Below are 24,983 nucleotides of genomic sequence, written 5' to 3'. Positions count from 1 at the left end.
CCGGAGCGAATCCAACCATGCAGCAAGCGCGGCAACCGGTCTTGCGCGATATCGTCCTCGTCGGAGGTGGGCACACCCACGTCGGGGTACTGAAACGCTTTGCCATGCGGCCGGAGCCGGGTGTCAGGCTCACCCTGATCTGTCGCGACACCCATACCCCCTACTCGGGCATGCTGCCGGGCTATGTCGCCGGACATTACACCTATGACGACGTGCATATCGACCTGCGCCGGCTGGCGGAGTATGCCGGAGCACGCTTCTTCCGCGACGAGGCCATCGGCATCGACCACGACGCGCGCAGGGTGCTCTGCCGCTCGCGCCCCCCGGTGCCCTATGACTGGCTATCGATCAATATCGGCTCGACCCCGCGCATGGATGCGCTCGGTGGGGCCCCCGAGCATGCCGTACCGGTCAAGCCAATCCACCAGTTCAACGACCGCTGGCAGACGCTGCTTCGGCGCATCGAGGCGCACTCGGGGCGGACGCGCGTCGCGGTGGTCGGCGGCGGCGCCGGCGGCGTCGAGCTGCTGCTGGCCATGCAGTACCGGCTGGGCAGGGAACTGGCCGCCCGCGGGCGCGACCCGGCGGAGCTTGCCTTGGCGCTTTTCACCCGCGGCGAGAGTATCCTGCCGACCCACAATGCGCGGGTGCGGGCGCAGTTCCGCGACACCCTGGCTCGCCGCGGCGTCGAGGTGCATACCGCCACCGAGATCGTCGACGTCGAGGCAGGCCGCCTGCAGGCCGCCGACGGCAGCTGGTACGGCGCCGACGAGATCGTCTGGGTGACCAACGCCGGCGGCGCCGCCTGGCTCAGGGACACCCGACTCGAGCTCGATGACGACGGCTTCATTCAGGTCGACGACACCCTGCGCTCGCCGTCGGACCCGCGCATCTTCGCCGCCGGCGACATCGCCCGCCAGGTCAACCATCCGCGCGAGAAGGCCGGGGTCTTCGCCGTGCGCCAGGGCCGACCGCTGGCCGACAACCTGCGCGCCGCCGTGACCGGCCGACCGCTCACGCCCTACCGCCCCCAGGCGCGATGGCTGGCCCTGATCAGCACCGGCGACCGCCACGCCGTGGCCTCCCGGGGCCCGCTGTGCCTGTCCGGCGACTGGGTATGGCGCTGGAAGGACAGCATCGACCGGCGCTTCATGGCCCGCTTCAACGACCTGCCGCCCATGACGCAGGACACCATGAAGGCCACAGCCCCCAGCCGGGTGGTACTGGACGAGGAGGAGCACGACCAGGCGATCTCGGCCGTCGCCATGCGCTGCGGCGGCTGCGGGGCCAAGGTGGGCGCCTCGGTGCTCTCCCGGGCCCTCTCGACGCTGGCGCCGGTGGCGCGCGAGGAGGTCCTGGTCGGCCTGCATGCCCCGGACGACGCCGCCGTGGTGCGGGTACCGCCGGGCAAGGACATGGTGCATACCATCGACTTCTTCCGCGCCTTCATCGACGACCCCTATGTGTTCGGCAGGATCGCCGCCAACCACGCCCTGGGCGACATCTTCGCCATGGGCGCCGAGGCGCAGACCGCCACCGCCGTGGCCACGGTGCCCCAGGGACTCGAGGCCAAGGTGGAGGACACCGTCTACCAGATGATGGCCGGCGCCGTGGAGGTGCTCGACGAGGCCGGCTGCGCCCTGGTCGGCGGGCACACCGGCGAGGGCAGCGAGCTGGCCCTGGGCTTTGCCGTCAATGGCCTGATCGACAGCGGCAGCGTGGGGGAGAGTACCGAGGACGACGGTCGGGCCGGCATGGCCCTGATGACCAAGGGCGACCTGCGCCCCGGCCAGGCGCTGATCCTGACCAAGCCCCTCGGCACCGGCACCCTGTTCGCCGCCCATGCCCGGCTCGGCGCCCGCGGGCGCTGGATCGATGCCGCCCTCGAGAGCATGTGCCAGTCCAGCCGCCAGGCGGCGAGCTGCCTGCGCGAACATGGCGCCACCGCCTGCACCGACCTCACCGGCTTCGGCCTGCTCGGGCACCTGATCGAGATGACCCGCCCCTCGGGCGTAGATGCCGAGCTCGATCTTTCAGCCCTGCCGCTGCTGGAAGGCGCGGAGGAGACCGTGGCTGCCGGCATCCTGAGCTCCCTGCAGCCCGCCAACGTGCGCCTGCGGCGGGCCATCCGCGACCCGGCCGCGTGGGTCGAACACCCCCGCTACCCGATGCTGTTCGACCCGCAGACCGCGGGGGGCCTGCTGGCCGGCGTGCCCGCCGAGCACGCCGAGGCGTGCCTCGCGGCGCTGCAGGCCCTGGGCTATACGCGGGCCGCGATCATCGGCCGCGTCCTCGAGTCCGGCGAAGCGCAGGAACCCATCCACCTGAGGGGCTGACAACGAAGAGACCTCGTCAGCCCCTCAGCCGCGGGCGGTTCGAGTGTCATCAGACGACAGACGGCGGACCCGAAGGCCCGCCGTCTGTCGGCGTCGTTATCCGGTGAACCAGCCGATGGAACGGTGTGGTGCAACACCCCGCCCTCGGCCGGGTTCACTTGGCGGTATAACCACCGTCGATCAGCAGCTCGCTGCCGGTCACGAACTTCGACTCGTCGGAGGCGAGATAGACCACCCCGAAGGCGATGTCATCGGGTTCGCCCACATGGCCAATGGGATGCAGGCTATCGAGGTGGTGACGGAATGCCTCGACCCCATCCTCGGATTCCTTGGCGATCCCCTCCACCAGCGGCGTCCAGATGAAGCCGGGATGCACGGAGTTGACCCGGATCTTGTCCTTGGCATAGAAGAGCGCATCGTTCTTGCTCATCACCCGAACGGCGCCCTTGGAGGCGTGATAGGGCGGCAGATCGGCCGCCCCCACGATGCCATAGATGGACGAGAGGTTGATGATGCTGCCCTGGCCTGCCTTCTGCATGTAGGGAACCGCATGCTTCGTGCAGTAGAAGACGCCGTTGACGTTGACCGCCATGAGTTCGTTCCACTCTTCGGCGGTCACTTCGTGGGTCGGCTTGTTGACGCCCGAGATACCGGCATTGTTGACCAGCACGTCGAGACTGCCGAACGCCTGAACCGTCTCCTCGAAGACGCTCTTGACCTGCGCTTCGCTGGAGGTATCGAGATGCCAGTAACGTGCCGTTCCCTGCCTATTCTCGATCTCCTCGACCAGGGCTTGCCCCGCATCATCGTCGATATCCGTGACCGCCACGCTGGCGCCGGCCTCGGCCAGGCGCAGGGAGATGGCTCTGCCGATACCATGTACCCCACCCGTCACCAAGGCCACCTTGCCTTCCAGACGTTTGCCAGCGGTTGCTTCACTCATTGACCTCTCCTCACAATCGTTCGACTACCGTTTGGCCGGGCCTGTGGGTATCGCTCGACCACTGGCCAGGGGAATCGTGCAGATCTCACTCCTCGCGCTGTTCGTACGCTTCCGCAGCGCGAATGGCCTCTGCTTCGGTGTCATGTTCCGAGACCGCGATCTCGTTCTCGGGATCCGTCTCGTCGATGACATGCCACCCGATGACCGGCAGGTTCTGATCCTGGGCTTCGCGGATCGGCTCGACTCGGGCTTGCTTGGGACCGGATTTCGGCATGCTACCTCCTGTCGCTGAGTACGGTTGCGACGTTTCCGCCGCAACATCGTCCATGGCCGGATGGCAACGAGCGGCATCTCGCTGCATCGGCACCGTCTACCACCAGCATAGAAGGCCAGCCGCGAATAGTGAAAGCCCCACCCGACAGGACTGTGGCAGATAGGCCTCTCGCTCGGGGCTGACCTGGCGACAAGCCTGCGAGGAGACGTACTTCGACAGCACCCCGCGCGACCGGCCGGCGGAGGCGCTCTCGGGCCTGCGCGCGCTGAGCGACGCGGCGCCTGCACGCCTTCCCTGGGCTCGGACCCTCAGGTCCGGCGCGGAGCGTTGGGAGGAGAGGGGTGAGGCGTCTGGTGAGGAGAGCGGCGGGAAGGCGTGCGCAGCGCCTCGAAGCCGATGATGACGTCCAGCAGCTCGGTGGTGATCTCATCCTGGCGCACCGATCTCAGCTGCCCCTTCACCTCGTCCAGGCGCTCGTCCACCGACTTCTCGGCCTGCTGCATCAGGGCAAGGCGTGCAGCATTCTCGGTGACCATGGCCTCCGCCGAGGCCCGGAAGACGCTGGCGAAGATATGGCTGCGCAACAGGGCGGCAAACAGCTCGGCGCTGGGCATCGAATAGTCGGGCAGCGAGCGGGATTGCCATGGCCGGCCGACAAGCTCCGAGAGCAACGCCTGCCCCAGGGGCAGCAGCGGCATCAGCACCGGCTCGTGCTGCCCGCGCCCGGCGCGCTGGGTGAAGGCCAGCGTGACCTTGCGATGGTGAGGCTCGCCGCCGCCGATGTCGTCCAGCCGGGTGACGATGCTGCCCGCCAAGCGCCCGATACCCTCCGCCGAGGCCGGGGGTAGCAGCACGCTCTCGGGGCTGAGGCCCTGCCCCGCCAGGGCGTCATGCATCTGCGCGCCGACACACAGCACCCGAAGGGCGGCGTGTCCGGCCGTCGCCGGCACAAGTTCCGCCGCTACCTTCTCGGCGAGCAGTTCGTTGTAGTTGCCGCACAGGCCATGGTCGGAGCCGAAGACCACCACGACGCTGTCGGCCAGCTCCACGGACGGCATGGCGATAGGGCCGGTTCTGGCGACGAACGCGTGCAGTCCGCTGCGCACGGTGCGGTGATAGGCCTCGATGGAGCGGGCGGCACGCTCATAGGGTACGGCATTGATGGCCGAGATCGTCTTCATGGTGTGCACGATCCCGCGGATGCTGGTCAGCGTATCAAAGCGGCGGGAGAGGGTTTCAAGTGTCTGCGTCACGGCCGTCCTCCGGCTTGCCGAGGGCGGACCGCGCCACCGAGAGGATGGCGGCGCGGTCCTCCTCCTCCAGGGGCTCGTTGCGGGCGATGCGCGCGGCGACCCCCGTCAGGGCGTCCCCCACCGAGGCCCGGATGGTCTCCATGGCGGCCACCACCTCGGTCTCCGACAGCCCGTCGAACAGGCCCTCCATCGCCGCCAGCAGCACCAGCAGCTGCTCCACGGCCGGTACCGGGTCCCGCTCGGGCTGGCGCAATGCCGCCCGGACCGCCGCGCCCCGGCTCAGGCGGGCCCGGGTGGCGTCATCCAGCCGGGTACCGAAGCGGGCAAAGTCCTCCAGCTCCTCGAACTGGGAGAGGGTGACGCGCAGGTTGCCGGCGACGTCCCGGAAGGCGCGGTGCTGGGCCTTGCCGCCCACCCGCGACACCGACACCCCGAGGTCCACGGCCGGGAACTGGTTCTTGCGCACCAGTCGCGGCGACAGGTAGATCTGGCCGTCGGTGATCGATATGAGGTTGGTCGGGATGTAGGCCGAGAGGTTTTCCGCCTGGGTCTCCACCACGGGCAGGGCGGTGATGGAACCGCCGCCGGCCTCCTCGGTGAACTGGCCGGCCCGCTCGAGCAGCCTGGCATGCACGTAGAAGATGTCCCCGGGGAATGCCTCGCGCCCCGGCGGTCTCCGCAGCAGCAGCGAGAGCTCGCGATAGGAGCGGGCGTGGTGGGTGAGGTCATCGAAGACGACCAGCACGTCCCGGGCCTGGTCGGCGAAGTATTCGGCTATCGTCATCGCCGCATAGGGCGCGATATAGGCCAGTCCCGGCGCGTCCTCGTCGCCGGCGACGACCACGATGGTGTTGGCCAGCTGGCCGCTCTCCCGGAGCGCCTCGATGACCCTGGCCACCGCGTCCCCGCGCTGGCCGATGGCGCAATAGATGCTCAGGACCTCCGAGCGGGCCTGGTTGAGGATGGTATCCAGGGCGATGGAGGTCTTGCCGGTCTGGCGGTCGCCGATGATCAGCTCCCGCTGCCCCAGGCCGACCGGCACCGCGGCATCGACCGCCTTGAGGCCCGTCGCCAGAGGGCGCTTGACGGCCGCGCGGCTGAGGATGTCCGGCGCCCGGGCCTCCACCGGCCGTTCGGCCACGGCGGTCACCCGGCCCTTGCCGTCCAGGGGCTGGCCGGTGGCGTCGACCACCCGGCCGACCAGGCCCGGCCCGACCGGCACGCTGATCACCTTGTGGGTGCGCCAGACATCCTCACCGGCGCGCACCCGCTCCGAGGGGCCCAGCAGCACGACGCCCAGCCGGCCCGGCTCGAGGTCCAGCACCACGCCGCGAACCCCCGAGGCGAAGACCAGCAGCTCATCCGACAGGGCCCGACCGAGCCCCGAGACCACGGCGATCCCGTCGCCCACCGTGGCGACCGTCCCCACCTCGGCCAGCACCGGCGAGGGAGCGGGGCTGTCCAGCAGGAGGTCGATGAAGTCCTGCACGTCGGGCCGGTGCGTGTCATCCGCCATGGGCGTTCACCCTGCCCGACTCGCCGCTGGCCAGGCGCTCCTTGAGCAGCTCGACCAGCTCGTCGGTGTAGCTCTCGACCGTCCAGGCGAGCTCGAGGCTGCCGATGCGCAGGACCAGGCCGGGGGACTGGCTCTCATCGGTGGCGAAGCGCAGGGGAAGGCCGGGCACCCGGGCCGCCAGGGCGGCCTCGACCTCGTGGCAGGCCCCCTCCGGCAACGGGGCATGGGTGGTGGCCACCGCTTCCTCGGCATGCTCGGCGGCCGAGGCCAGCTCGTCCGACAGCGGGTCCAGCTTGCCGATCACGTGCAGGGCGATATGCTCCTCCAGGCGCTCGTTGGCCAGGTCCTGCAGCGCCCGGCCGGCCAGCTGGTAGAGCGTGTCGGCACTCGCCTGGTAGAGCTCCGACGTGAAGCGCTCCCGTTCGCGAGCCAGCTGCGCCAGGCTATCCTGGCGTTCCTGCTCCATCTTCTCGTGGGCCTCGGCCAGCAGGGCGTCCCGCTGCTGCTTCGCCTGCTCGCGCACCCGCTCCGCCAGGGCGTCCTGGTCGGCCTGCAGCTTCTGCTGGCGTGCCACGAAGTCCGCCTCCGCGGCAACAGCCTTCTCCTTGGCCCGCTTGGCCTCCCCCATCCGCTGGGCAATCTCGGCCTCGCGGGAATCGATGCCCTTGAGGATCGGCTTGTAGAGGAAGCGCTTCAGCAGCCAGACCAGCACCAGGAAGTTGGCGATCTGGGCGAGGACCGTGACCCAGTCGATCGACATGGCTCAGCCTGCCGCCGGTGGGGTGGCTTGCAGGAAGGCATCCATGAACGGGTTGGCGAACAGCACGATCATCGCCACCACGAAGCAGTAGATCGCCGTGGACTCGATCATGGCCAGGCTCACGAACAGGGTGCGCGACAGGGTGGAGGCCGAGTCCGGCTGCTGGGCGATGGCGGTCAGGGCGGCGGCCGCGGCCCGCCCCTCCCCCAGCGCCGGGCCGAGGGCGCCGAACGACACCGTCAGTCCCGCAGTGAGGATGGAGATGGCCGCAATCAGGGCTGCATCAGTCATCGATCTTGCTCCTTATGATGGTCACGTCCGCGCTCAGGTTCATGGCCCGGCGTCTTGACGGGCTTGTGGACAGGGGCCGTGGCCGACGAGATATAGACGGTCGCCAGGATGGCGAAGATGTAGGCCTGGATCAGGCCGGTCAGCAGGCCCAGCACGTCCATCACCACGGGAAAGAAGAACGGCGCCACGCCCAGCAGGATGCCGGCGATGACCGCCCCGCTCATCACGTTGCCGTAGAGGCGGATGGCCAGCGAGATCCCCCGGGAGAACTCGCTGATGATGTTGAAGGGCAGCATGACGATGGAGGGCTGGATGTAGGTCTTCAGATAGCCGCCGATGCCCTGTCGGGTGATGCCGAACAGCGGGACGGCGATCAGCACCGACAGGGCCAGGGCCGCCGTGGTCGACAGCGAGGCCGTGGGCGGCGTGAAACCCGGCACGACCAGCAGCAGGTTGGACAGCGCAATGAACAGGAACAGCGTGCCCGAGAAGTAGAGGACGTGGCGCGACGACTGCGACGAGATGTCCTCGATCTGCCGCTGGATCCCGGTGACGATCACCTCCAGGGTCGTTCGCCAGCGATTCGGCGGCACGTCCGGCCGCAGTTTCCGGGTCACGAGCATCGAGGCAACGGTCAGCATGGCCATGACGATCCAGGTATTGACCACGGTCTCGTTGATCCCGAGGCCCCAGAGGGTGAAGACCGTCGTCTCGTCGGGTGTCAGTTGCATCCGGCCTCCTTCACCCGGGGTAGCCGGGCCACTTGGGTGGCGATGAAGCGCACCAGGAAGAAGGCGAGCGCATAGCCCGCGAAAGCCCCGCCCAGGGTGCCCCCGTCGGTCACCCACCAGCCGGCCGCCAGCAGCAGACCGATCCGCAGCGCGGCACTGGGCAGCAGGACCGAGACGGGCCGAGTCAGGCGCAGCGCCAGGCGGACGCTCAGCGCCAGGCCCAGGAAGTACAGGATACTGACGGCGACACCGGCGCCGAAGCCGGTGATCACGGCGTGCCAGTCAATCGTCATCATGCTCGCTCCCCTTGTCGTTGGCTTCCTTGCTGACCCAGGCCCAGGCAATGAAGCTGCCCAGCGCCACGCCCCCCAGGATCAGGGCAATGGTCCAATTGAACGCCTGCGGCATGTGGCGGTCGAGCCACAGCCCGAGAAAGGCGCCGCCCACGGTGGGCACCGCGACCGACCACCCGATCATGCCGAAGACCCCGAGCCCCCGCAGCGGGCTCTCGCCCGGGTCGTCCCGCGCCTTCTCCCGGCGCCGTGCGCGACGACCGATGTCCTCCACCGGAGACTTCCGCTTCCGGGTCATGGCGTCCTGGGCCGCTGCAGGTCGGCAAACCGGCGCACGATGCCCGCCTCCAGGCGAGACAGGGCGGAGCGGGCCACGCGCTCCTCCTCATCCACCTCGACGAAGCTCTCCTGCACGGTCTCCCTCAACGAGGCCAGGTCGCTGCCCTGGACGCCCCGCCGGATGGCGATATCCACGTCATGCCCCTTCTTCACCAGGATGCCCTCGTCGATGCCGAAGATCCGTTCCTCGCCGTCCGCCAGGGTCAGGATCAGCACGGAGGGCACCAGCGCGGTGACGAAGTCGATATGGTTCGGCAGCATCCCGAAGGCCCCGTTTTCCGCCTCCGCAGACAGCCGGGTCGCCGGGCCCTCGTACAGGGTCCGGGTCGGCAGCCGCAGGGTCACCTGCATCTCGGCTGACAGGCTCATGCCTCCTCCTCCAGGTCGGAAATGGCTCCGATCATGTAGTAGTCGCCCTCGTCATGCGCGAAACGGGTCTGGTTCAGGATGGTGTCGCACCCCTCGAGGGTATCGTCGATGGACACGCGCTTGCCCTCGGTCCCGGTGAACGAGCCCGTGGTAAAGAAGGGCTGGGTCAGGAAGCGCTCCAGCCGGCGGGCGCGGGCCACGGTGGCCCGGTCGGCGGCCGAGAGCTCCTCGATGCCCAGCATGGCGATGATGTCGCGAAGCTCCTCGTACTCGGCCAGGGTGCGGCGCACCGCCCGGGCGATGTCGTAGTGCCGCTGCCCCACTACCGAGGGCGTGAGCATGACCGAGGAGGAGGCCAGGGGGTCGATGGCCGGGTACAGGCCCTCGCTGGCCCGCTTGCGCGACAGCACGACCGAGCCCGACAGGTGGGAGAAGATATGCGCGGCGGCGGGGTCGGTGAAGTCGTCGGCCGGCACGTAGACGGCCTGGACCGAGGTGATGGCGGCCTGGCGGGTGGAGGTGATGCGCTCCTCCAGTTCCGCCAGTTCGGTGGCCAGCGTCGGCTGGTAGCCCACCCGCGAGGGCATGCGCCCCATCAGCCCGGAGACCTCGGAGCCGGCCTGCACGAAGCGGAAGATGTTGTCGATCAGCAGCAGCACGTCCCGCTGCTGCTCGTCGCGGAAATGCTCCGCCATGGTCAGCGCGGCCTTGCCGACCAGGAATCGAACCCCGGGCACCTCGTTCATCTGGCCGAACAGCATCACGGTGTTGTCGCGCACGCCGGCCTCGCCCATCTCGCGGTAGAGCTCCTCCGCCTCGCGGGAGCGCTCGCCGATGCCGCAGAAGAGGCTCACGCCCTTGTGCTGCTGCACGGTGTTGTTGATCAGCTCGGTGATCAACACGGTCTTGCCCACGCCGGCGCCACCGAACAGGCCGGTCTTGCCGCCTCGCTCGATGGGCGACAGCAGGTCGATGGCCTTGATGCCGGTCTCCAGGATCCTGCTGCGCACGACACGGTCTTCCAGCCGGGGAGGCGCCTGGTGGATGGCGCGCCGTTCCGCGGTCACCGGTGCAGGCTTGCGGTCGATCGGCGCACCGAACACGTTGAGCATGCGGCCCAGCACGGCGTCGCCGACCGGCACACTGATCGGCGCGCCGGTGGCCCGCACCGGCATGCCGAGCCCCAGCCCCCTGACCGGCCCCAGCGCCATGCAGCGCACCACCCCATCGTCCGCCAGGCCGGCCACCTCCAGGCCGATCTTCCCGGCATGGAGCAGCTCCCGGATGCCGGGGCCCTGCCCGGCAAACCTGACGTCCACGACGCCGCCGCGAATGGCGACGATGGAACCGGTGGCCTCCTCGGCCTCCAACTGGGCTTCATGTTGCGTCATCAGCGCATCCTATGCGTCGGCCGACACCCGCGTGCCCGCCGTTCCCTCCAGTATGGCGAGGGCATCGACCAGCCGGCCGATGCCGCTGATGCCCCCATCCTCCGCAAAGTCGCAGGCGGCCGCCAGCTTCGGTCCCATGGAGCCAGCCGGCAGGGCCATCTCCCGGGCCCTGGCCACCGTCAGGGCGTGGACCGGGGAGGCGGCGTCGGTACCGTAATCCCGGTACACCGCCACCACATCGGTCAGCAGCAGCAGGGCGTCGGCGCCCAGCTGGCGCGCCAGCAGCGCGCTGGCGGCGTCCTTGTCGATGACCGCCTCCACGCCGATCATGCTGCCATCCTCCCGGCGCAGGACCGGGATCCCGCCGCCCCCGGTGCAGACCACCACCACGCCCTGGGCGAGCAGCAGCTGCAAGACCCGCAGGTCCGGGATCTCCAGCGGCGTCGGCGACGGCACGACCCGACGCCACTTGTCGCCGTCCCGGGCGATCTGCCAGCCGGCCGCCGCCGCGCGACGCTCGGCCTCGTCCCGTTCGTAGACCGGCCCGACGAACTTGGTGGGATGGGCAAAGGCGGGATCCCGAGGATCCACCACCACCTGGGTCAGCAGGGTGGCCACCGGGCGGTCATGGTCGAGCGCGTTCTCCAGCTCCTGCTCGATCATGTAGCCGATCATGCCCTCGGTCTCGGCGCCCAGCACGTCCAGCGGATAGGCCTCGTCCGGCCGATAGGCCGCGCCCTGCAGCGCCAGCAGGCCCACCTGGGGGCCGTTGCCATGGGTGATCACCAAGCGATGCCCGGCGCGCACGATCTCGGCCAACGCGCGGACCGCCAGCTGCACGTTACCGCGTTGCGCGGCGGCCGTCAGGGGCTCGCCGCGCTTGAGGAGGGCGTTGCCGCCCAGTGCCGCCACCACCAGCATGTCAGCCTCCCAGGGTCGCGACGAGAACCGCCTTGATGGTATGGAGCCGGTTCTCGGCCTGGTCGAAGACGATGGAGGCGGGGCTCTCGAACACCTCGTCGGTCACCTCCATGGCATCGAGCCCGAAGGTGTCCTGCATCTCCTTGCCCACCGTGGTCTCGGTGTTGTGAAAGGCCGGCAGGCAGTGCATGAAGCGTACCCGGGGATTGCCGGTCCTGGCCATCAGGTCGGCATTCACCTGGTAGGGCATCAGCAGCTTGATGCGCTCGGCCCACTTCTCCTTGGGCTCGCCCATGGACACCCAGACATCGGTGTAGACGACATCGACCCCGGCCACGGCCTCGTCGATGTCGTCGGTGATCATGATCCTGGCTCCGGTCTCTGCCGCGAGCGCCCTGGCCTCTTCCTGCACGGCCTGCGATGTCCAGCAGGCCCTGGGCGCACAGAGCCGCACATCCATGCCCATCTTGGCCCCGCCGATCAGCAGGCTGTCGCCCATGTTGTTGGCGGCATCGCCGACGAACACGAAGGACACCTCGCGCAGCGGCTTCTCCACGTGCTCCTGCATGGTCAGCAGGTCCGCGAGGATCTGGGTGGGGTGAAACTCGTTGGTCAGGCCGTTGTAGACCGGCACGCCGGAATGGGCGGCCAGCTCCTCCACGATGGCCTGCCCGAAGCCGCGGTACTCGATGGCATCGTAGACCCGGCCCAGGACCCGGGCGGTATCCTTCACCGACTCCTTGTGGCCGAGGTGGTTGCCGGTGGGGCCGAGGTAGGTGACGCGGGCCCCCTGGTCGTAGGCCGCCACCTCGAAGCCGACCCGGGTGCGGGTGGAGTCCTTCTCGAAGATCAGCGCGATGTCCTTGCCCTCGAGGGTCAGCACCTCGGTGCCGGCGTACTTGGCGGCCTTCAGGTCCGCGGACAGCTTCAGCAGGAAGCCGATCTCCTGCGGGGTGAACTCACGCAGCGTCAGGAAGTGCCGGTTCTTGAGATTGAATGCCATGGTGCGGTTCCTTCCCTGTCAGATCGGATCACGGCGGGTGGGGCAGCTCATGCAGCGCCCCCCACCGCGCCCCCGGCCCAGCTCGGCACCGGGAATGGCCAGCACCTCGATGCCCGCCGCCTCCAGTGCCGCATTGGTATCGTCGTTGCGGTCATAGCCCACGACGACACCGGGGCTCAGCGCCAGCAAGTTGTTGCCGTCGTTCCACTGCTCGCGCTCGCGTTCCTCCGGGGTATCGCCGCCGGTAGGCACCACGTCCAGCGCCGCGTACCCCAGGACCTCGGCAACCAGGTCGAAGAGGTGGCGCGGGTCCTGACGGAAGGCCAGCGTCTTGCCCCCCTCGCCGGGACGCAGGTCGTAGCAGACCACCGCATCGGCGACCTCCTTGAAGGCGGTCACCACGTTGCCGCCACAGAAGGTGAAGACCGTGTCCAGGTGCATGGCCGACCGGGTCTTGGGGAGCTGGCAGGCGATCACCCGGCGTACGCTGCCCTCCTCGAACAGCGACTTCGCCAGCTGGCCGATGGCCTGGGGCGAGGAGCGCTCGCCCATGCCCACCAGCACCGTGCCGTGCCCCACCGGCATGACATCTCCGCCCTCGAGGGTGGCGAGGCCATGGTCCGCCAGGGGATCCCCCCAGTGCACCTTCACCCGGCCCGCGAAGGCCGGATGAAAAGCGTAGATGGCGGCCATCAGCAGGGTCTCCGGCCTGCGTGCGCTCCAGAACATCGGGTTGAGGGTGACGCCACCTTGGATCCAGGCGCTGTTGTCACGGGTGAACAGGAAGTTGGGCAGGGGCGGCAGGACGAAGCCGAAGTGGCCGAGATGGTTGCCGAAGAGCCCCACCGGATCGAAGGGCAGGTCGCCCACCTCCAGGCCGCCGATCAGGAACTCGGCCAGGGTCACGCTCGGCAGCTCATCCATCCAGGCACGCAGGTCCGACACCATGCCCACCCCGATGTGGTTCCAGGTGATGCGATGGTCCAGCACCCAGGCGCGGGCCTCTCCGATATCGAGGGTCTCGGCCAGCAGCGCGTTGACGTCGAGGACCTCCACGCCTTGGCCCCGCATCACGCCGGCGAAGACATCATGATCCTTCTGGGCCTGCTTGACCCAGAAGACGTCGTCGAAGAGCAGCGCATCACAGTTGGAAGGGGTCAGCCGCCGATGGGCCAGGCCAGGGCGACAGACGATCACCTGGCGCAGGGTGCCGGTCTCGGAATGCACGCCGAGTTCGGGTGGGGCGTCATGGGCAGGATCAGACATGGCAACACTCCTTTCCGTCGGGCGTCACGGCCGTTCTTCACAACCCTTCATCACAGAAAGGCCCCGACACTGATGACCAGGCTGATGAACACGGTCAGTATCAGCAGCAGCGGCCAGATGAAGACCAGCCAGCGGTCGTAGGAGACGCGACCGATGGTCAGGCCGCCGATCACCACCGCGAAGGTGGGATTGATCAGATTCACCAGGCCATTGGCGGACTGGTAGGCGGTCACCACCAGGTCCCGCCCGACGTTCGCGAAGTCCGCCAGCGGGGCGAGGATCGGCATGGACAGCACCGCGAGGCCGGAGGACGAGGGCACGAAGAAGCTCATGCCCACCTCGATCCAGAACATCAGGTTGATGAAGGCGAGCTCGGGCAGCCCCCCCAGCGACGCCTCGGCACTGTGCAGGATGGTGTCGGCGATCATGCCCTGTTCCATGATCACCACGATGCCGCGTGCCAGCCCGACGACCAGGGCCACGCCCAGCAGTTCCCGGGCCCCGTCGACGAAGCTGCTGGTCAGCGTCTTCTCGCCCAGACGCGCGACGAGGCCGATCACGATGGCGGCGCCGAAGAACAGGGCGCCCATGCGCGCCATCCACCAGCCCTGGGTGGAGACGCCCCAGATCATGACCGCGAAGGTCAGGGCGAAGATCGACAACGCGATGATCTGGGTGGTGTTGAGGGTGGCGTTCTCGATGTCGTCGCCCTCCTGCCCTTTCAGGAACACCCGCCGGTGGGCGTCCCACTGCTTGGCCACCACGGAACGGGAGGGGTCGGCCTTGACGCGTGCGGCATAGCGCATGACATAGGCGATGCAGATCAGCAGGCCGCCGATCAGCAGGATGAAGCGCAGCACGATGCCATCGGTGAAGGGAATATCGGCCGCGTTGGCCGCGATGACGGTGGCAAACGGATTGATGGTGGAACCGAGCACCCCGATGCCCGCGCCAATCAGGATGATCGCCACGCCAGTGACGGCGTCGTAGCCGGCCACCAGGATCACCGGGATCAGGATGGCATAGAAGGCGAGGGTTTCCTCCGCCATGCCATAGGTCGTTCCGCCCAGGGCAAACAGCGTCATCAGGATCGGGATCATCCAGATCTCATGGCCTTCCAGGTGTCGCATGGCGCTGCGTATGCCGGTGTCGATGGCCCCGGTGGCGTTCATCACCCCCAGGAACCCGCCGAGGAACAGGATGAACAGCGCCACATCGATGGCGTTGGCAGCATAGCTGTCCGGGTCGTAGAAGCCGGCGGTGGGTGCCAGCATGACCTCGACGAACCCCTGCGGGTTGGACTCCACCGTCTGGTAGGTACCGGGTACGGCCACCTCGCGGCCGACCTCCTCGTTCATGACCCGGTCGTACTGTCCGGCCGGGATGATCCAGGTCAGGGCGGCGACGAGGATGATCAGGCCGAAGAGGATGGTGTAGGCGGTCGGGAAGCGCGAGGCGAGGTCACGTTCCGCGTCCGGGGGTGGCTTGTCGGCCTCGCTCATGGTGCGCCTCCTGTCGTCGATCGCACGCTCGAGGCCCCTGGGGCCCCTGGACACCGCGGCAGGCACCGGCACTACGAGACGCGACGCTAGCCTGCCTTGTAGCAGGATAGTCCACGCCGCCGGACCCGATGCCCGGCGATGACGTATATCAACCTACAGCTGGGGAGCACCGCGCGGCCGTGCCGGGGCCGCGCGGTGCCTGGCGGGTCCCTGCGGCAAAACGACGCAGGCCTCAGACGGGGAGGCAGCGGAAACCGAGGAGCGTCACTCCGGCAGGTCGGTCACCGCCCCGGTGGAGGCCGAACTCACCGTGCGGGCATACTTGGCCAGCACCCCGCGGGTATAGCGCGGTTCGGGCTGCCGCCAGGCGGCCCGGCGGCGTCTCAGTTCCTCGTCGGACAGGTCGACATCGATGGTATCGGCCTCGGCGTCGATGGTGATCCGGTCGCCATCCTCCACCAGCGCCAGGGGGCCGCCATCGAAGGCCTCGGGGGTCACGTGGCCCACCACGAAGCCGTGACTGCCGCCGGAAAAACGCCCGTCGGTGATCAGCGCCACCTCGCTGCCCAGGCCCCGCCCCATGATCGCCGAGGTGGGGGTGAGCATCTCGCGCATCCCGGGACCGCCCCTCGGCCCCTCATAGCGGATCACCACCACATCGCCGGCCACCACGGTGCCGTCGTTGATGCGCGCCTGCGCCTCCTCCTCGGAGCCAAACACCCGGGCGGAGCCTGCGAAGCGTGTGCCCTCCTTGCCGGTGATCTTGGCCACTGCCCCTTCCGGTGCCAAGTTGCCGTGCAGGATGCGCAGGTGGCTCTCGGCCTTCACGGGCCGCTCCAGCGGGGCGATGATCGCCTGGTCATCGGGATAGGGCGCAACGCCGGCCAGGTTCTCGGCAAGCGTCTGGCCGGTCACCGTCAGGCAGTCGCCGTGCAGGAGGCCTGCCTCGAGCAGGGTCTTCATCAGCGGCTGGATGCCGCCGATCGCCACCAGCTCGCTCATCATGTAGTGGCCGCTGGGGCGCAGGTCAGCAACCACCGGCACGCGACGGCCAATCTCGGTGAAGTCGGCGAGCGAGAGCTCCACTCCGATGGTGTTGGCCATACCGATCAGGTGCAGCACCGCATTGGTGGAGCCACCGAGGGCAATGACGACGGTGATGGCATTCTCGAAGGCCTGGCGGGTCATGATGTCGGAGGGCTTGATGTCGTGCTCGAGCAGTTCGAGCACGGCCGCCCCGGCCGCCTCGCAGTCGGCGCGCTTCTCCCCTGACACCGCATTCTGTGCCGAGCTGCCCGGCAGGCTCATGCCCAGCGCCTCGATGGCCGAGGCCATGGTATTGGCGGTATACATGCCGCCGCAGGAGCCGGGGCCGGGGATCGCCGTCTCCTCGATCTGCTTGACCTCGATGAGGTCCATGTCGCCGCGCGAGTGGGCGCCCATGGCCTCGAACACCGAAACGATATCGGTATGACCGGCACCCGGCAGGATGGTCCCGCCATAGACGAAGACGCTCGGCCGGTCGAGCCGCGCCAGCCCCATCAGGCAACCCGGCATGTTCTTGTCGCAGCCACCGATGGCCACCAGGCCGTCGAACCCTTCACAACCGGCCACCGTCTCGATGGAATCGGCGATCACCTCGCGCGACACCAGCGAGTACTTCATGCCCTCGGTGCCGTTGGCAATGCCATCCGAGATGGTGATGGTGTTGAAGATCACGCCCTTGCCGCCGGCGGCGTCGGCACCATCGCTGGCCCGACGGGCCAATTCGTCGATATGGCTGTTGCAGGGGGTGAGGTTGCTCCAGGTAGACGCGATACCCACCTGGGGTTTGGCGAAATCCTCGTCGGTAAAGCCCACCGCGCGCAGCATGGCGCGGCTGGCAGACTTGCCGACACCATCCACCACCTCGGCGGAATGGCGGCGGCGGGCATCATCGGGCGTATCGGACATGGGGCCTCCTCTGGTCGGTCATGATTGTCCCCAAAGAGTGACCCGCCTGGCCCGGCCTGACAACTCCTCAAGCCGATCGCTCGGACCCTTTCGGTTCGGCAGTCGCTACAGGATGAGGCCAGAGCGCGAGACCTCGTCTCGCTGCCCGAGCTACTCAGCGCGGCATCACGGCATCGTGGAAGGCACGCTCCCTGGCAACGGTCTCTCGGAAGCGCTCGGCCATCCGGGCGAAGGCGGCGTCATCAAGCCGCTCCGCTTCCTCGTCAAGACGGCGGCGCAGCCAGCCGACGAATTCCTGGAAGGCGTGATTGTCGTGCAGGTCGATCCACTCCCCCATCAGCGGATGCAACCCATCCACGCGAGTGACGCGCAGCGCCCATTCGAGGTAGATCCACTCGGTGACCACCAGCACCGCCAGGATCTCGGCATAGCCCCCGCCCTGGCCGGTATCGTGCAGCAGTTCACGAAACGCCAGGGTCTCCGGCAGGTAGTCCGGCGTCTCGCGCTGGGCAGCCGAGACATCGAAGGCGTCGAAGGTGCGCTGGAAGGTGCTGTTCTCGTCGCTGGTCAGCATGCCCATGAACTGCCCCAGCACCACTCGGTCATCCATGCTCGGCGCCTGGCCGATGGCATGGCCAAGCAGCGCGGTGAAGGGGTCGACGAAGCCGTAGTCCTGCACCATGTAGCCGGCAAAGTCGCCTTCCGACAACCTCCCCTCGGCCAGGGCGTCGAACAGCGGATGGACCACGGTGGCCGACCAGTCGGGCTCGCTGACCTCGCGCAGCCAATCGGTAAGGCGCGCGGCGTCGCGGCCCTCGGCCCAGGTGTTCCAGTCAGTACGCGTGGTCATCATGCCTCTCCCTTGCTTGCCAGGTGAAATCGGGTCCCCGGACGACGCCAGGCGATCAGCAGGCTGGCCAGGGTGGAGGCGAGAAGCGCCCCCAGGAAGGGTGCCAGGGTCGGGATGCTGCCCGGGAAGGTTGCCGCCAGCACCCCGGCAGAAAGACTGCCCTGGCTGATCCAGCCCGGCAGTACCGCGCCAAACAGGCCCGCCAGGCCGCCGGCCACTGCCGCCAGCGGCGACATGCGCCGCCACAGGCCCAGCAGCACCGGCACCACGATGGCCGCGCACAACAGGTCGGCGATCAGGAACAGGCGCAACACCGAGAAGCCCTGCAGGGCCACCCCGACCACCGGCACCATCAGCGCCACCGTAACCAGCCGCGCGGCACGCACCGAAAGGCCGCGCCGACCGCTGCTGGCCACCGCCATGGAGGCGATGGCGTTCTGCAGGGTATCGACGCTGGAGGCCACCAGGGTGACCGCCAGCACCAGGGCGGGCAGGCCCAACCAGGACGGTGCGGCAGAAAGCAGCGCGAAGAACGGAATCGGCGGCTCACCCAGCGGTAGCGCATGCATGGCCGCCAGCATGCCCAGGCCACCGATGGCCATCACCACCAGCAGGCTGCTGGCGGCGCCAAGCAGCGCTCCACGCCCCAGGGCGCGGTCATCCTCGGCCGCCCAGATGCGCTGCCAGTACCCTTGATGGAAGAGGTTGGCTGCGGTGACCGCGATCACCAGGGTAAGCGCCACGGAGAGCGCACTGCCGGCGGGCACCGAGGGCATCACTGCCTCGGCCGGCATCGGCGGCAGCCACCACCAGGCCACGCCGCCGACCAGCACCAGCAGCGCCAGCAGCAGCCAGGCCTGCCAGCGGTCCGTCGCCAGGCTCGCCCGTAGCCCGCCAAGCGAGGTATAGGCCAACGTGGCCAGCGCCACACCGAGGATGACCAGCGCCGGCGGCACGTCGGAAAGCAGCGCCGCGATGGCACCGATGGCAGTGAGTTCGGCGGCCAGGAAGCAGGCCATGTAGGCCACGGAGACGAAGGAGACCCAGCGCCGCACCCCGCTGCCATAGCAGGCCTCGGCGAACTCGCCGATGCTGCGTCCTTCCGGCAAGTGACGGCGGATGGCGGGGCCGTAGAGGCCCAGCACGAGAAAAGGCAGCGACGAGCCGATGGCATAGCCGGCCAGCGCCACCGGCCCCACGAAGGCGCCGATCTCCGGTGGAGCAAAGAGAATCCAGGCGCCCATGCTCGAGGCCAGGAACGACAGGCCGATGGCCTGGGCCCCCTGGGAGTTGCGGGCGGTCACGTAGTCATCGAGCGGGCCGTCGGCCCGGCGAGCCCGCAGGCCCAAGAAAGCAAAGCACAGCAGCGCCGCGCCGAGCACGGCAGACGTCAGGTAGGGCATGTCGCACTTCCTCCGCCGGTATGAACCGGATCAGGTTCCAGGGTCAGCGCCATGCGCTCTCTCAGCCCCTCCGCCACATGCGGCAACGGGACTCCCCTGGCGACAGTGAATGAATTGTGGGATCGCGCCTCAATCCTGAGCCGAAGTGGCCGATAGAGACGAGATGCAGAGGCATCATAGCGCCGCCTCGCCGTGACGACCACCCCGTGCCGGAGCCCCGAGATGCCCTACAGCGAAGCCAAGGAACATGCCCCCGGGCGTTTACATGCGATCTTCGTCGACCCCTATGGCGCCTTTGACAACACGGCGACGGAGCGCCTGCTGCATCTGCGCGTGGCCACCGAGACGCTGATCCTCGCGCCGATGCGGCAGGGCAATCTGCTACTTCGCGTCATCCACGGCTGGGCCAACGGCAGCTTCGAGCCTGCCGAGCTATGCCACAGCGACCACCGCCTGAGCTCGCTGTCGGCACTTGGCCAGGTGGCCGAAGATTACCGACAAGCCTTCGAGCGCTTGCAGCCGTTGCCCCGCGACAACGCCTCACTGCTGGCCGAGCCGCTGGTGCGCGCCATCACTGACGCCGAGACGGATGGCCACTCGCTCGATGAGGCGACCCGAACCATTCCCGCCCGCTGGCCCGCCTTTCCGCAGGGCCTGAGTCTCTATACCTTCTTCAAGGTCTACCACCGCCTCACCTACAGCGAAGATGATGCCTATCGCTCGATCTACTGCCAGACTCCCAGCGGGCCCTGCGAGATACATGAATTCCACCTGGAGGAAGGTGAATTCGCCGTGGTGGCACCTCGCGAAGGTGACAGCGGCGACAGCGTGCTGCTGCTGCACGAAAGTCAGCTGGCGCCGGTGCTGCAGCTATTGGAGGCGAGTCACGGCACTTAACACCGGCAGCATTCATGGTAGTGCTGGGCAAGTCAGTACCCAACGGATGAGTGCCGGCAGCGATGGCTGCACTCGAAAAGCCACTCGATTCACTTCTCCCGCGGCACACGCCCCATCAGATAGAACTCCTCGTTGGGGGGCGTGCCGGTCAGGGTGACCAGGCGGTTGGAGAGGCCGAAGAAGGCGGCGATGGCGCCGATGTCCCAGATGTCGTCGTGGGTGAATCCGGCCGTCTTCAGGCGGGCCTCCCACTCGTCGGTGAGCTCTCCCACCTCCAGGCCGCAGTAGAGGGCGAAGTCCAGCATGGTGCGATGGCGCTCGCTGATCGGCGCGGTGCGATGATTGGTCGCCACCTGGTCGGCGAGCAGCGGGTCCTTGCTGTAGATCCGCACCAGGGCGCCGTGGGCCACCACGCAGTAGAGGCAGCGGTTGCGGGCGCTGGTGGCAACCACGATCATCTCCTTCTCGGCCTTGGTGAGCGTATCGGATTCCCGCTCCATCAAGGCATCGTGGTAGGCGAAGAAGGCGCGAAACTCGGCCGGCCGGTGGGCCAGCATCAGGAAGACGTTGGGCACGAAGCCGGCCTTCTCCTGCACCGCCAGCATGGCATCGCGGACGTCATCGGGCAGATCGTGGATCGATTCGGTAACGGGGAAGCGGCTGATCGGGGCGGACATGGAGGCTCCAGGTGTTGTGGTTGTTGGCGACGACACCAAGATAGCAGTTAACGTCAACGTCAACATGACTGCCAAAGTCGCATGGCCCTGACCTTGGGTTCGCTACGCCGGGCGCGCCTCCTCGAAGAGTTCGGCAGGCACGGGGTACGCCAGCTCCCAGGTCATGGCGATGGGGCGATCGCCGTGATAGCTCTTAAGCGCTTTGGCTGGACCAAGGAAGACAAATGGCGCCGTCTCACCCTCGATGCGCTTGGTGAGGCGAGCGAAGAAGAGAATCGTGTAGCCGCGCTCCTCGAAGTGAAGGTAGTTCTGCCCCGTTGCACTGGCCTGACTGGTGTTCGACTGGCTCTCCCAATGCAGTAGCGTGCGACTGATGGGATAGTCTCGATAGCGCGTGGTAGGAGAGAAGTCGGTGTCATCTTTTTGAAAGGTTACCAGATGGATATAGGCACGAATGTCCTTTGCATGGATCACCCCCACGCCGGTGGCACCCGGCTTTTCCAAGCTCGCTATCCCAAGTGCCGCCTTGATCTCTGGCAAACCGTAGGCGCCATGCAGGAGTAGCCCGCAGTCGAAAGGCAGCTCACTCAGCCGTTGCAGAGGCACCTGTTGATGAGCCCGCCGCCAGGCGGCGATCTCGGCGGCATCGGCCGCGATACTTGAATTGGCGCGCCACTTCCGCAGTGATTCCTCGAGGCTGTCGACGCCAACCAGGCCCCCCTTCTGGCCCCACAGAAGATAGTGCAATGCCGTTTGCCGTGCGGTGTCATAGCGCCCCAAGGCTTCCTCGACGCCATCAGGCTGGCCCAGGGTCTCGATGGCCGAAAGCAGCTCGGGATCGCTTCGCAGTGCGATGCGCGACAGCGCCTTGCGCGCCTGGTCGATATCGGGATCCTCGGGTGGTGCTTGTCGGTCGGCCAGTGCTTTCCACTCCGACCAGCTGCGACGCGACAGCACCCGCACCGGCGTCAACCCGGTCATCTCCAGGAAGCGTCCGAAGGTGCGCGGCGTCCCGGCCTCTTCCGACCAGGTGCGCAATGTCTCGGGGATAAACTGGTTGAGATCCGCCAGCACCGAACGGATTTTGTTCAGCACACGATCTCGAGCGACCCTCTCAAGCTGGATGCTGCAGCCGGGAGGAAGACTGGGAAAGTCGGCCACCACCTCGCGGTCGAGCCGCTGGCGCCGTCCAGAGAGCAGCGCGGTGAACTTGGTATCCAACCGATAGCGCCGATGGGTCTGCCCCACGAAGTCCAACACGGTGAGGCACTGGCGCTTGCTGATCGGCGCGGTGCGGTGGTTGATGGCCACCTGATCAGCGAGCAGCGGGTCCTTGCTGTAGATCCGCACCAGGGCGCCGTGGGCCACCACGCAGTAGAGGCAGCGGTTGCGGGCGCTGGTGGCCACCACGATCATCTCCTTCTCGGCCTTGGTGAGCGTGTCGGACTCCCGCTCCATCAGGGCATCGTGGTAGGCGAAGAAGGCACGGAACTCGGCCGGGCGGTGGCCAGCATCAGGAAGACGTTGGGCACGAAGCCGGCCTTCTCCTGCACCGCTAGCATGGCATCGCGAACGTCATCGGGCAGTTGATGGATAGATTCAGGAACGGGGAAGCGGCTGATCGGGGCGGTCATGGCGACTCCATGCTTGGTCATTGTTCTCGATATCCCCAAAATAGCAGTTAACGTTAACGTCAACTTCTGTCAAAAGGTCGAAGACGGAAGAACACGCACCAGCTCTCTCGACCAGCCCGCCACTCTGCTACATTCCAATGAACGGCAGCCTTCGCCACAGGCGCCGGACAAGACGCCAACACCGCACGTTCACGACCCAGGCACCGGCGATGTGCCCGGGCTACCGAAATCCGAGGTGGAGGAAGTATCATGAGACATAAGCTGGCAAGCGCGTCGGCGGTCTTCGCGCTGACCCTGGCCATCGGGGCCCAGGCCAACGCCGATACGGCTAACGCTGAGCTGCACGATACCAACGACAAGGCGGTGGGCAGCGTTACGCTGAGCGAGGATAACGGCAAGGTGACGGTGAGCATCGAGGCTCAGGCGCTGCCCGCGGGCTTTCATGGCTTTCACATTCACGCCGTGGGCGATTGCAGCGCCTCCGACTTCACCTCAGCAAGCGGCCACTTCAATCCGTCGGGAGTCGACCACGGCGATCATGCCGGCGACCTGCCCAACCTGCTGGTGATGGGAGATGGCACCGCCGCCATGACGTTCGACACCGACCGCTTCGCCGTTGCCGACCTTTTCGACAACGACGGCAGCGCCATCATCATCCATGCCGCACCGGACAACTACGCCAACATCCCTGAGCGCTACCATGAGCCGCCGCCCGACGATGCCACCCTGGCCACGGGCGATGCAGGCTCCCGGCTCGCCTGTGGCGTGATCGAGCAGTAGTCGCTAAACGGCCCCGCCTCTCTCGAGGCGGGGCCGCGTTATTACCGAGCGGGTGTGATCAGCTCAGCGAGATGGTGCTGTTGATGCCGCTGGAGACGTTTTCCGGCTCGAACCAGCGGGCGGTAACGGTCTTGGTCTGGGTCCAGAAGGCAATGGCCTGCTTGCCGTTGGGGCCGAGGTCGCCAAGCTTGGAACCGCGCGAGCCGGTGAAGCTGAAGTAGGCGACGGGCACCGGGATCGGCACGTTGATGCCCACCTGGCCGACGTCGATATCGGTTTCGAAGCGACGCGCCACCCAGCCGGAGTTGGTGAAGATCGAGGTGCCGTTGCCGTTGGGGTTGGCGTTGATGAACTCGATCGCCTCGTCCAGGGTGTCGACGCTCAACACACACAGCACCGGCCCGAAGACCTCCTCGCGGTAGATGGTCATCTCGGGGGTGACCTCACTGAACAGCGTCGGGCCAACGAAGTTGCCGTCGGGATAGCCCTCCACCTGGCAACCACGACCGTCGACCAGCAGCTTGGCACCCTCCTTCTCGCCGGTGGCGATCAGCCGCTCGACGCGCTCCTTGGCCTGCGGGGAGACCAGCGGGCCGAGGTCGGCGTCGCGCTGGGTGCCGGGGCCAACCTTCATGTTGCGCGCGCCGTCGACGATATCGTCCAGCCACTCGCGGGCCTCGCCTACCAGCACCACCACGGAGTTGGCCATGCAGCGCTGGCCGGCCGCACCGAAGGCAGAGCCCAGCAGATTGTTGATCGCCTGGCTGCGGTTGGCGTCCGGCATCACCACGCAGTGGTTCTTGGCGCCCATCATCGACTGCATGCGCTTGCCGGCGGCAGCTGAACGGTTGTAGAGCAACGAGCCGACGTGAGAGGAACCGATGAAGGAGAGCGCCTTGATGTCGCTGTGGTCGGCGATCTGGTTGGCCACGTCCGGGCCACCATGCACCACGTTGAGCACACCCGCAGGAATGCCCGCCTCGTGGGCCAGCTCGACCAGGCGAATGGTGGAGCTCGGGTCCTGCTCGGAGGGCTTGAGCACGAAGGTGTTGCCGGTGGCGATGGCCAGCGGGAACATGAAGCAGGGCAGCATGATCGGGAAGTTGAAGGCGGTGATGCCAGCGCCTACCCCCAGCGGCTGGTTGAGGGTATAGACGTCGACTTCGCTGGCGGCATTCTCGGCCAGCTCGCCCAGCTGCAGTGAGGTGATCGAGCAGGCGTGCTCCACCACCTCGAGGCCGCGACCCACCTCACCGGCCGCGTCGGGCAGGGTCTTGCCGTGCTCTTCGGTGATCAGTGCCGCGAGCTCCTCGGTATTGTCGCGAATCAGCGCCTGCAGCTTAAGCATGATGCGCATGCGCTTGCCCAGCGGAACCTTGCGCCAGGTCTTGAAGGCTTCCTTGGCGCTGGCCACGGCCTGCTCGACTTCCTCTGCCGTGCAGAACGGCACCCGGGCCACCACTTCCTGGGTGGCCGGATTGACCACGTCGCGCCACTCCTGGCTCTGGGACTGAACGGGCTGGCCGTCGATATACATGGGAATTTCGCGAACGGACATGGTGGCATGCTCCTCTGGGCTGTTGCTGCCCCGACCCGGGTCG

At 67.5% G+C, this 24,983-nt stretch carries 24 protein-coding genes, 1 pseudogene and 1 riboswitch; of the genes and pseudogenes, 3 read left to right on the top strand and 22 right to left on the bottom strand.

The genetic code is table 11. The annotated features are described in order from the left end of the window. The first annotated feature begins 17 nt into the window (after positions 1–17). Positions 18–2,336 carry a selenide, water dikinase SelD gene (selD, locus tag FHR95_RS13125; protein ID WP_183314711.1) on the top strand — a complete coding sequence of 773 codons (2,319 nt, stop codon included), beginning with the start codon at positions 18–20 and terminating at the stop codon, positions 2,334–2,336. 154 nt (positions 2,337–2,490) lie between these two features. Here the strand turns inward: selD and FHR95_RS13120 are convergent, their stop codons facing one another. The 18 genes from FHR95_RS13120 to FHR95_RS13035 all read right to left on the bottom strand — a co-directional run bounded on the left by FHR95_RS13120 (position 2,491) and on the right by FHR95_RS13035 (position 19,394). Then, a complete protein-coding gene (locus tag FHR95_RS13120) occupies positions 2,491–3,279 on the bottom strand; it encodes an SDR family NAD(P)-dependent oxidoreductase (protein WP_183314710.1) in 789 nt (262 codons plus the stop codon). Positions 3,280–3,364: 85 nt separating this feature from the next. Continuing rightward, positions 3,365–3,553, bottom strand: a complete 189-nt coding sequence (locus FHR95_RS13115; RefSeq protein WP_040184396.1) for a hypothetical protein — start codon at positions 3,551–3,553, stop codon at positions 3,365–3,367. A gap of 308 nt (positions 3,554–3,861) precedes the next feature. Continuing rightward, on the bottom strand, positions 3,862–4,806 hold the full coding sequence (locus tag FHR95_RS13110; protein ID WP_040184391.1) for a F0F1 ATP synthase subunit gamma: 945 nt from the start codon (positions 4,804–4,806) through the stop codon (positions 3,862–3,864). Continuing rightward, on the bottom strand, positions 4,790–6,322 hold the full coding sequence (locus FHR95_RS13105) for a F0F1 ATP synthase subunit alpha (RefSeq protein WP_040184390.1): 1,533 nt from the start codon (positions 6,320–6,322) through the stop codon (positions 4,790–4,792). Before FHR95_RS13105 ends, FHR95_RS13110 begins: the two co-directional genes overlap by 17 nt. Then, on the bottom strand, positions 6,312–7,082 hold the full coding sequence (locus FHR95_RS13100; protein ID WP_183314709.1) for a F0F1 ATP synthase subunit B family protein: 771 nt from the start codon (positions 7,080–7,082) through the stop codon (positions 6,312–6,314). The genes FHR95_RS13105 and FHR95_RS13100 overlap by 11 nt, the downstream gene beginning before the upstream one ends. 3 nt (positions 7,083–7,085) lie before the next feature. Next, the gene (locus tag FHR95_RS13095) at positions 7,086–7,373 is read right to left on the bottom strand and encodes a F0F1 ATP synthase subunit C (RefSeq protein ID WP_183314708.1); all 288 of its coding nucleotides are present in this window, start codon (positions 7,371–7,373) and stop codon (positions 7,086–7,088) included. Next, positions 7,370–8,104 carry a F0F1 ATP synthase subunit A gene (locus tag FHR95_RS13090; protein WP_183314707.1) on the bottom strand — a complete coding sequence of 245 codons (735 nt, stop codon included), beginning with the start codon at positions 8,102–8,104 and terminating at the stop codon, positions 7,370–7,372. The genes FHR95_RS13095 and FHR95_RS13090 overlap by 4 nt, the downstream gene beginning before the upstream one ends. Further along, on the bottom strand, positions 8,095–8,400 hold the full coding sequence (locus FHR95_RS13085; protein ID WP_183314706.1) for an ATP synthase subunit I: 306 nt from the start codon (positions 8,398–8,400) through the stop codon (positions 8,095–8,097). Before FHR95_RS13085 ends, FHR95_RS13090 begins: the two co-directional genes overlap by 10 nt. Then, positions 8,387–8,695 (bottom strand): AtpZ/AtpI family protein, encoded by a 309-nt coding sequence (locus tag FHR95_RS13080; RefSeq protein ID WP_183314705.1) that lies wholly within the window; start codon positions 8,693–8,695, stop codon positions 8,387–8,389. Before FHR95_RS13080 ends, FHR95_RS13085 begins: the two co-directional genes overlap by 14 nt. After that, positions 8,692–9,105: a F0F1 ATP synthase subunit epsilon gene (locus tag FHR95_RS13075; RefSeq protein WP_183314704.1), complete on the bottom strand. Its 414-nt coding sequence runs from the start codon at positions 9,103–9,105 to the stop codon at positions 8,692–8,694. The genes FHR95_RS13080 and FHR95_RS13075 overlap by 4 nt, the downstream gene beginning before the upstream one ends. Beyond that, the gene (atpD, locus tag FHR95_RS13070) at positions 9,102–10,496 is read right to left on the bottom strand and encodes a F0F1 ATP synthase subunit beta (protein ID WP_183314703.1); all 1,395 of its coding nucleotides are present in this window, start codon (positions 10,494–10,496) and stop codon (positions 9,102–9,104) included. Before atpD ends, FHR95_RS13075 begins: the two co-directional genes overlap by 4 nt. A 9-nt stretch (positions 10,497–10,505) precedes the next feature. Then, entirely contained in the window at positions 10,506–11,417 is a 912-nt protein-coding gene (gene arcC / locus FHR95_RS13065) for a carbamate kinase (RefSeq protein WP_183314702.1), read from the bottom strand. Position 11,418: 1 nt separating this feature from the next. Beyond that, on the bottom strand, positions 11,419–12,420 hold the full coding sequence (gene argF, locus FHR95_RS13060; RefSeq protein WP_183314701.1) for an ornithine carbamoyltransferase: 1,002 nt from the start codon (positions 12,418–12,420) through the stop codon (positions 11,419–11,421). 18 nt (positions 12,421–12,438) lie between these two features. Beyond that, complete coding sequence (locus FHR95_RS13055) at positions 12,439–13,686, bottom strand: arginine deiminase (protein WP_183314700.1); 1,248 nt, start codon at positions 13,684–13,686, stop codon at positions 12,439–12,441. Positions 13,687–13,736: 50 nt separating this feature from the next. Further along, entirely contained in the window at positions 13,737–15,188 is a 1,452-nt protein-coding gene (locus FHR95_RS13050) for a YfcC family protein (protein WP_040184368.1), read from the bottom strand. Positions 15,189–15,452: 264 nt separating this feature from the next. After that, positions 15,453–17,141: a dihydroxy-acid dehydratase gene (ilvD, locus tag FHR95_RS13045; RefSeq protein WP_183314699.1), complete on the bottom strand. Its 1,689-nt coding sequence runs from the start codon at positions 17,139–17,141 to the stop codon at positions 15,453–15,455. 154 nt (positions 17,142–17,295) lie between these two features. Continuing rightward, the gene (locus FHR95_RS13040; protein ID WP_183314698.1) at positions 17,296–17,991 is read right to left on the bottom strand and encodes a TenA family protein; all 696 of its coding nucleotides are present in this window, start codon (positions 17,989–17,991) and stop codon (positions 17,296–17,298) included. Next, the gene (locus tag FHR95_RS13035; RefSeq protein WP_183314697.1) at positions 17,991–19,394 is read right to left on the bottom strand and encodes an SLC5/6 family protein; all 1,404 of its coding nucleotides are present in this window, start codon (positions 19,392–19,394) and stop codon (positions 17,991–17,993) included. Before FHR95_RS13035 ends, FHR95_RS13040 begins: the two co-directional genes overlap by 1 nt. After that, a riboswitch (TPP riboswitch) is annotated at positions 19,384–19,502 on the bottom strand. (Overlaps the previous gene by 11 nt.) Before the next feature lie 114 nt (positions 19,503–19,616). Here FHR95_RS13035 and FHR95_RS13030 point away from each other — a divergent pair. Further along, on the top strand, positions 19,617–20,291 hold the full coding sequence (locus FHR95_RS13030) for a hypothetical protein (protein ID WP_183314696.1): 675 nt from the start codon (positions 19,617–19,619) through the stop codon (positions 20,289–20,291). A gap of 89 nt (positions 20,292–20,380) precedes the next feature. Here the strand turns inward: FHR95_RS13030 and FHR95_RS13025 are convergent, their stop codons facing one another. The 3 genes and pseudogenes from FHR95_RS13025 to FHR95_RS17045 form a co-directional block, all read right to left on the bottom strand. Continuing rightward, positions 20,381–20,968 (bottom strand): peroxidase-related enzyme, encoded by a 588-nt coding sequence (locus tag FHR95_RS13025; RefSeq protein ID WP_183314695.1) that lies wholly within the window; start codon positions 20,966–20,968, stop codon positions 20,381–20,383. A gap of 102 nt (positions 20,969–21,070) precedes the next feature. Further along, positions 21,071–22,042, bottom strand: a complete 972-nt coding sequence (locus FHR95_RS13020; protein ID WP_343065217.1) for a DUF3427 domain-containing protein — start codon at positions 22,040–22,042, stop codon at positions 21,071–21,073. 174 nt (positions 22,043–22,216) lie between these two features. Beyond that, positions 22,217–22,602: pseudogene (locus tag FHR95_RS17045) on the bottom strand (peroxidase-related enzyme); the annotation flags it as partial. Positions 22,603–22,851: 249 nt separating this feature from the next. Between FHR95_RS17045 and FHR95_RS13010 the strand changes: the two are divergent. Beyond that, positions 22,852–23,382, top strand: coding sequence for a superoxide dismutase family protein (locus FHR95_RS13010; RefSeq protein ID WP_183314694.1), 531 nt, complete (start codon positions 22,852–22,854; stop codon positions 23,380–23,382). A gap of 58 nt (positions 23,383–23,440) precedes the next feature. On the opposite strand, the gene FHR95_RS13005 is transcribed toward FHR95_RS13010, so the two are convergent. Further along, the gene (locus FHR95_RS13005) at positions 23,441–24,940 is read right to left on the bottom strand and encodes a CoA-acylating methylmalonate-semialdehyde dehydrogenase (RefSeq protein ID WP_183314693.1); all 1,500 of its coding nucleotides are present in this window, start codon (positions 24,938–24,940) and stop codon (positions 23,441–23,443) included. Positions 24,941–24,983 lie beyond the last annotated feature (43 nt).

Origin of the sequence: Halomonas fontilapidosi, from assembly GCF_014192285.1 — a bacterium.
GTDB classification, from domain to species: Bacteria; Pseudomonadota; Gammaproteobacteria; order Pseudomonadales; family Halomonadaceae; genus Halomonas; species Halomonas fontilapidosi.
Note: the sequence above shows the minus strand (reverse complement) of the source record. Positions and strands in the feature narration are given on the sequence as shown.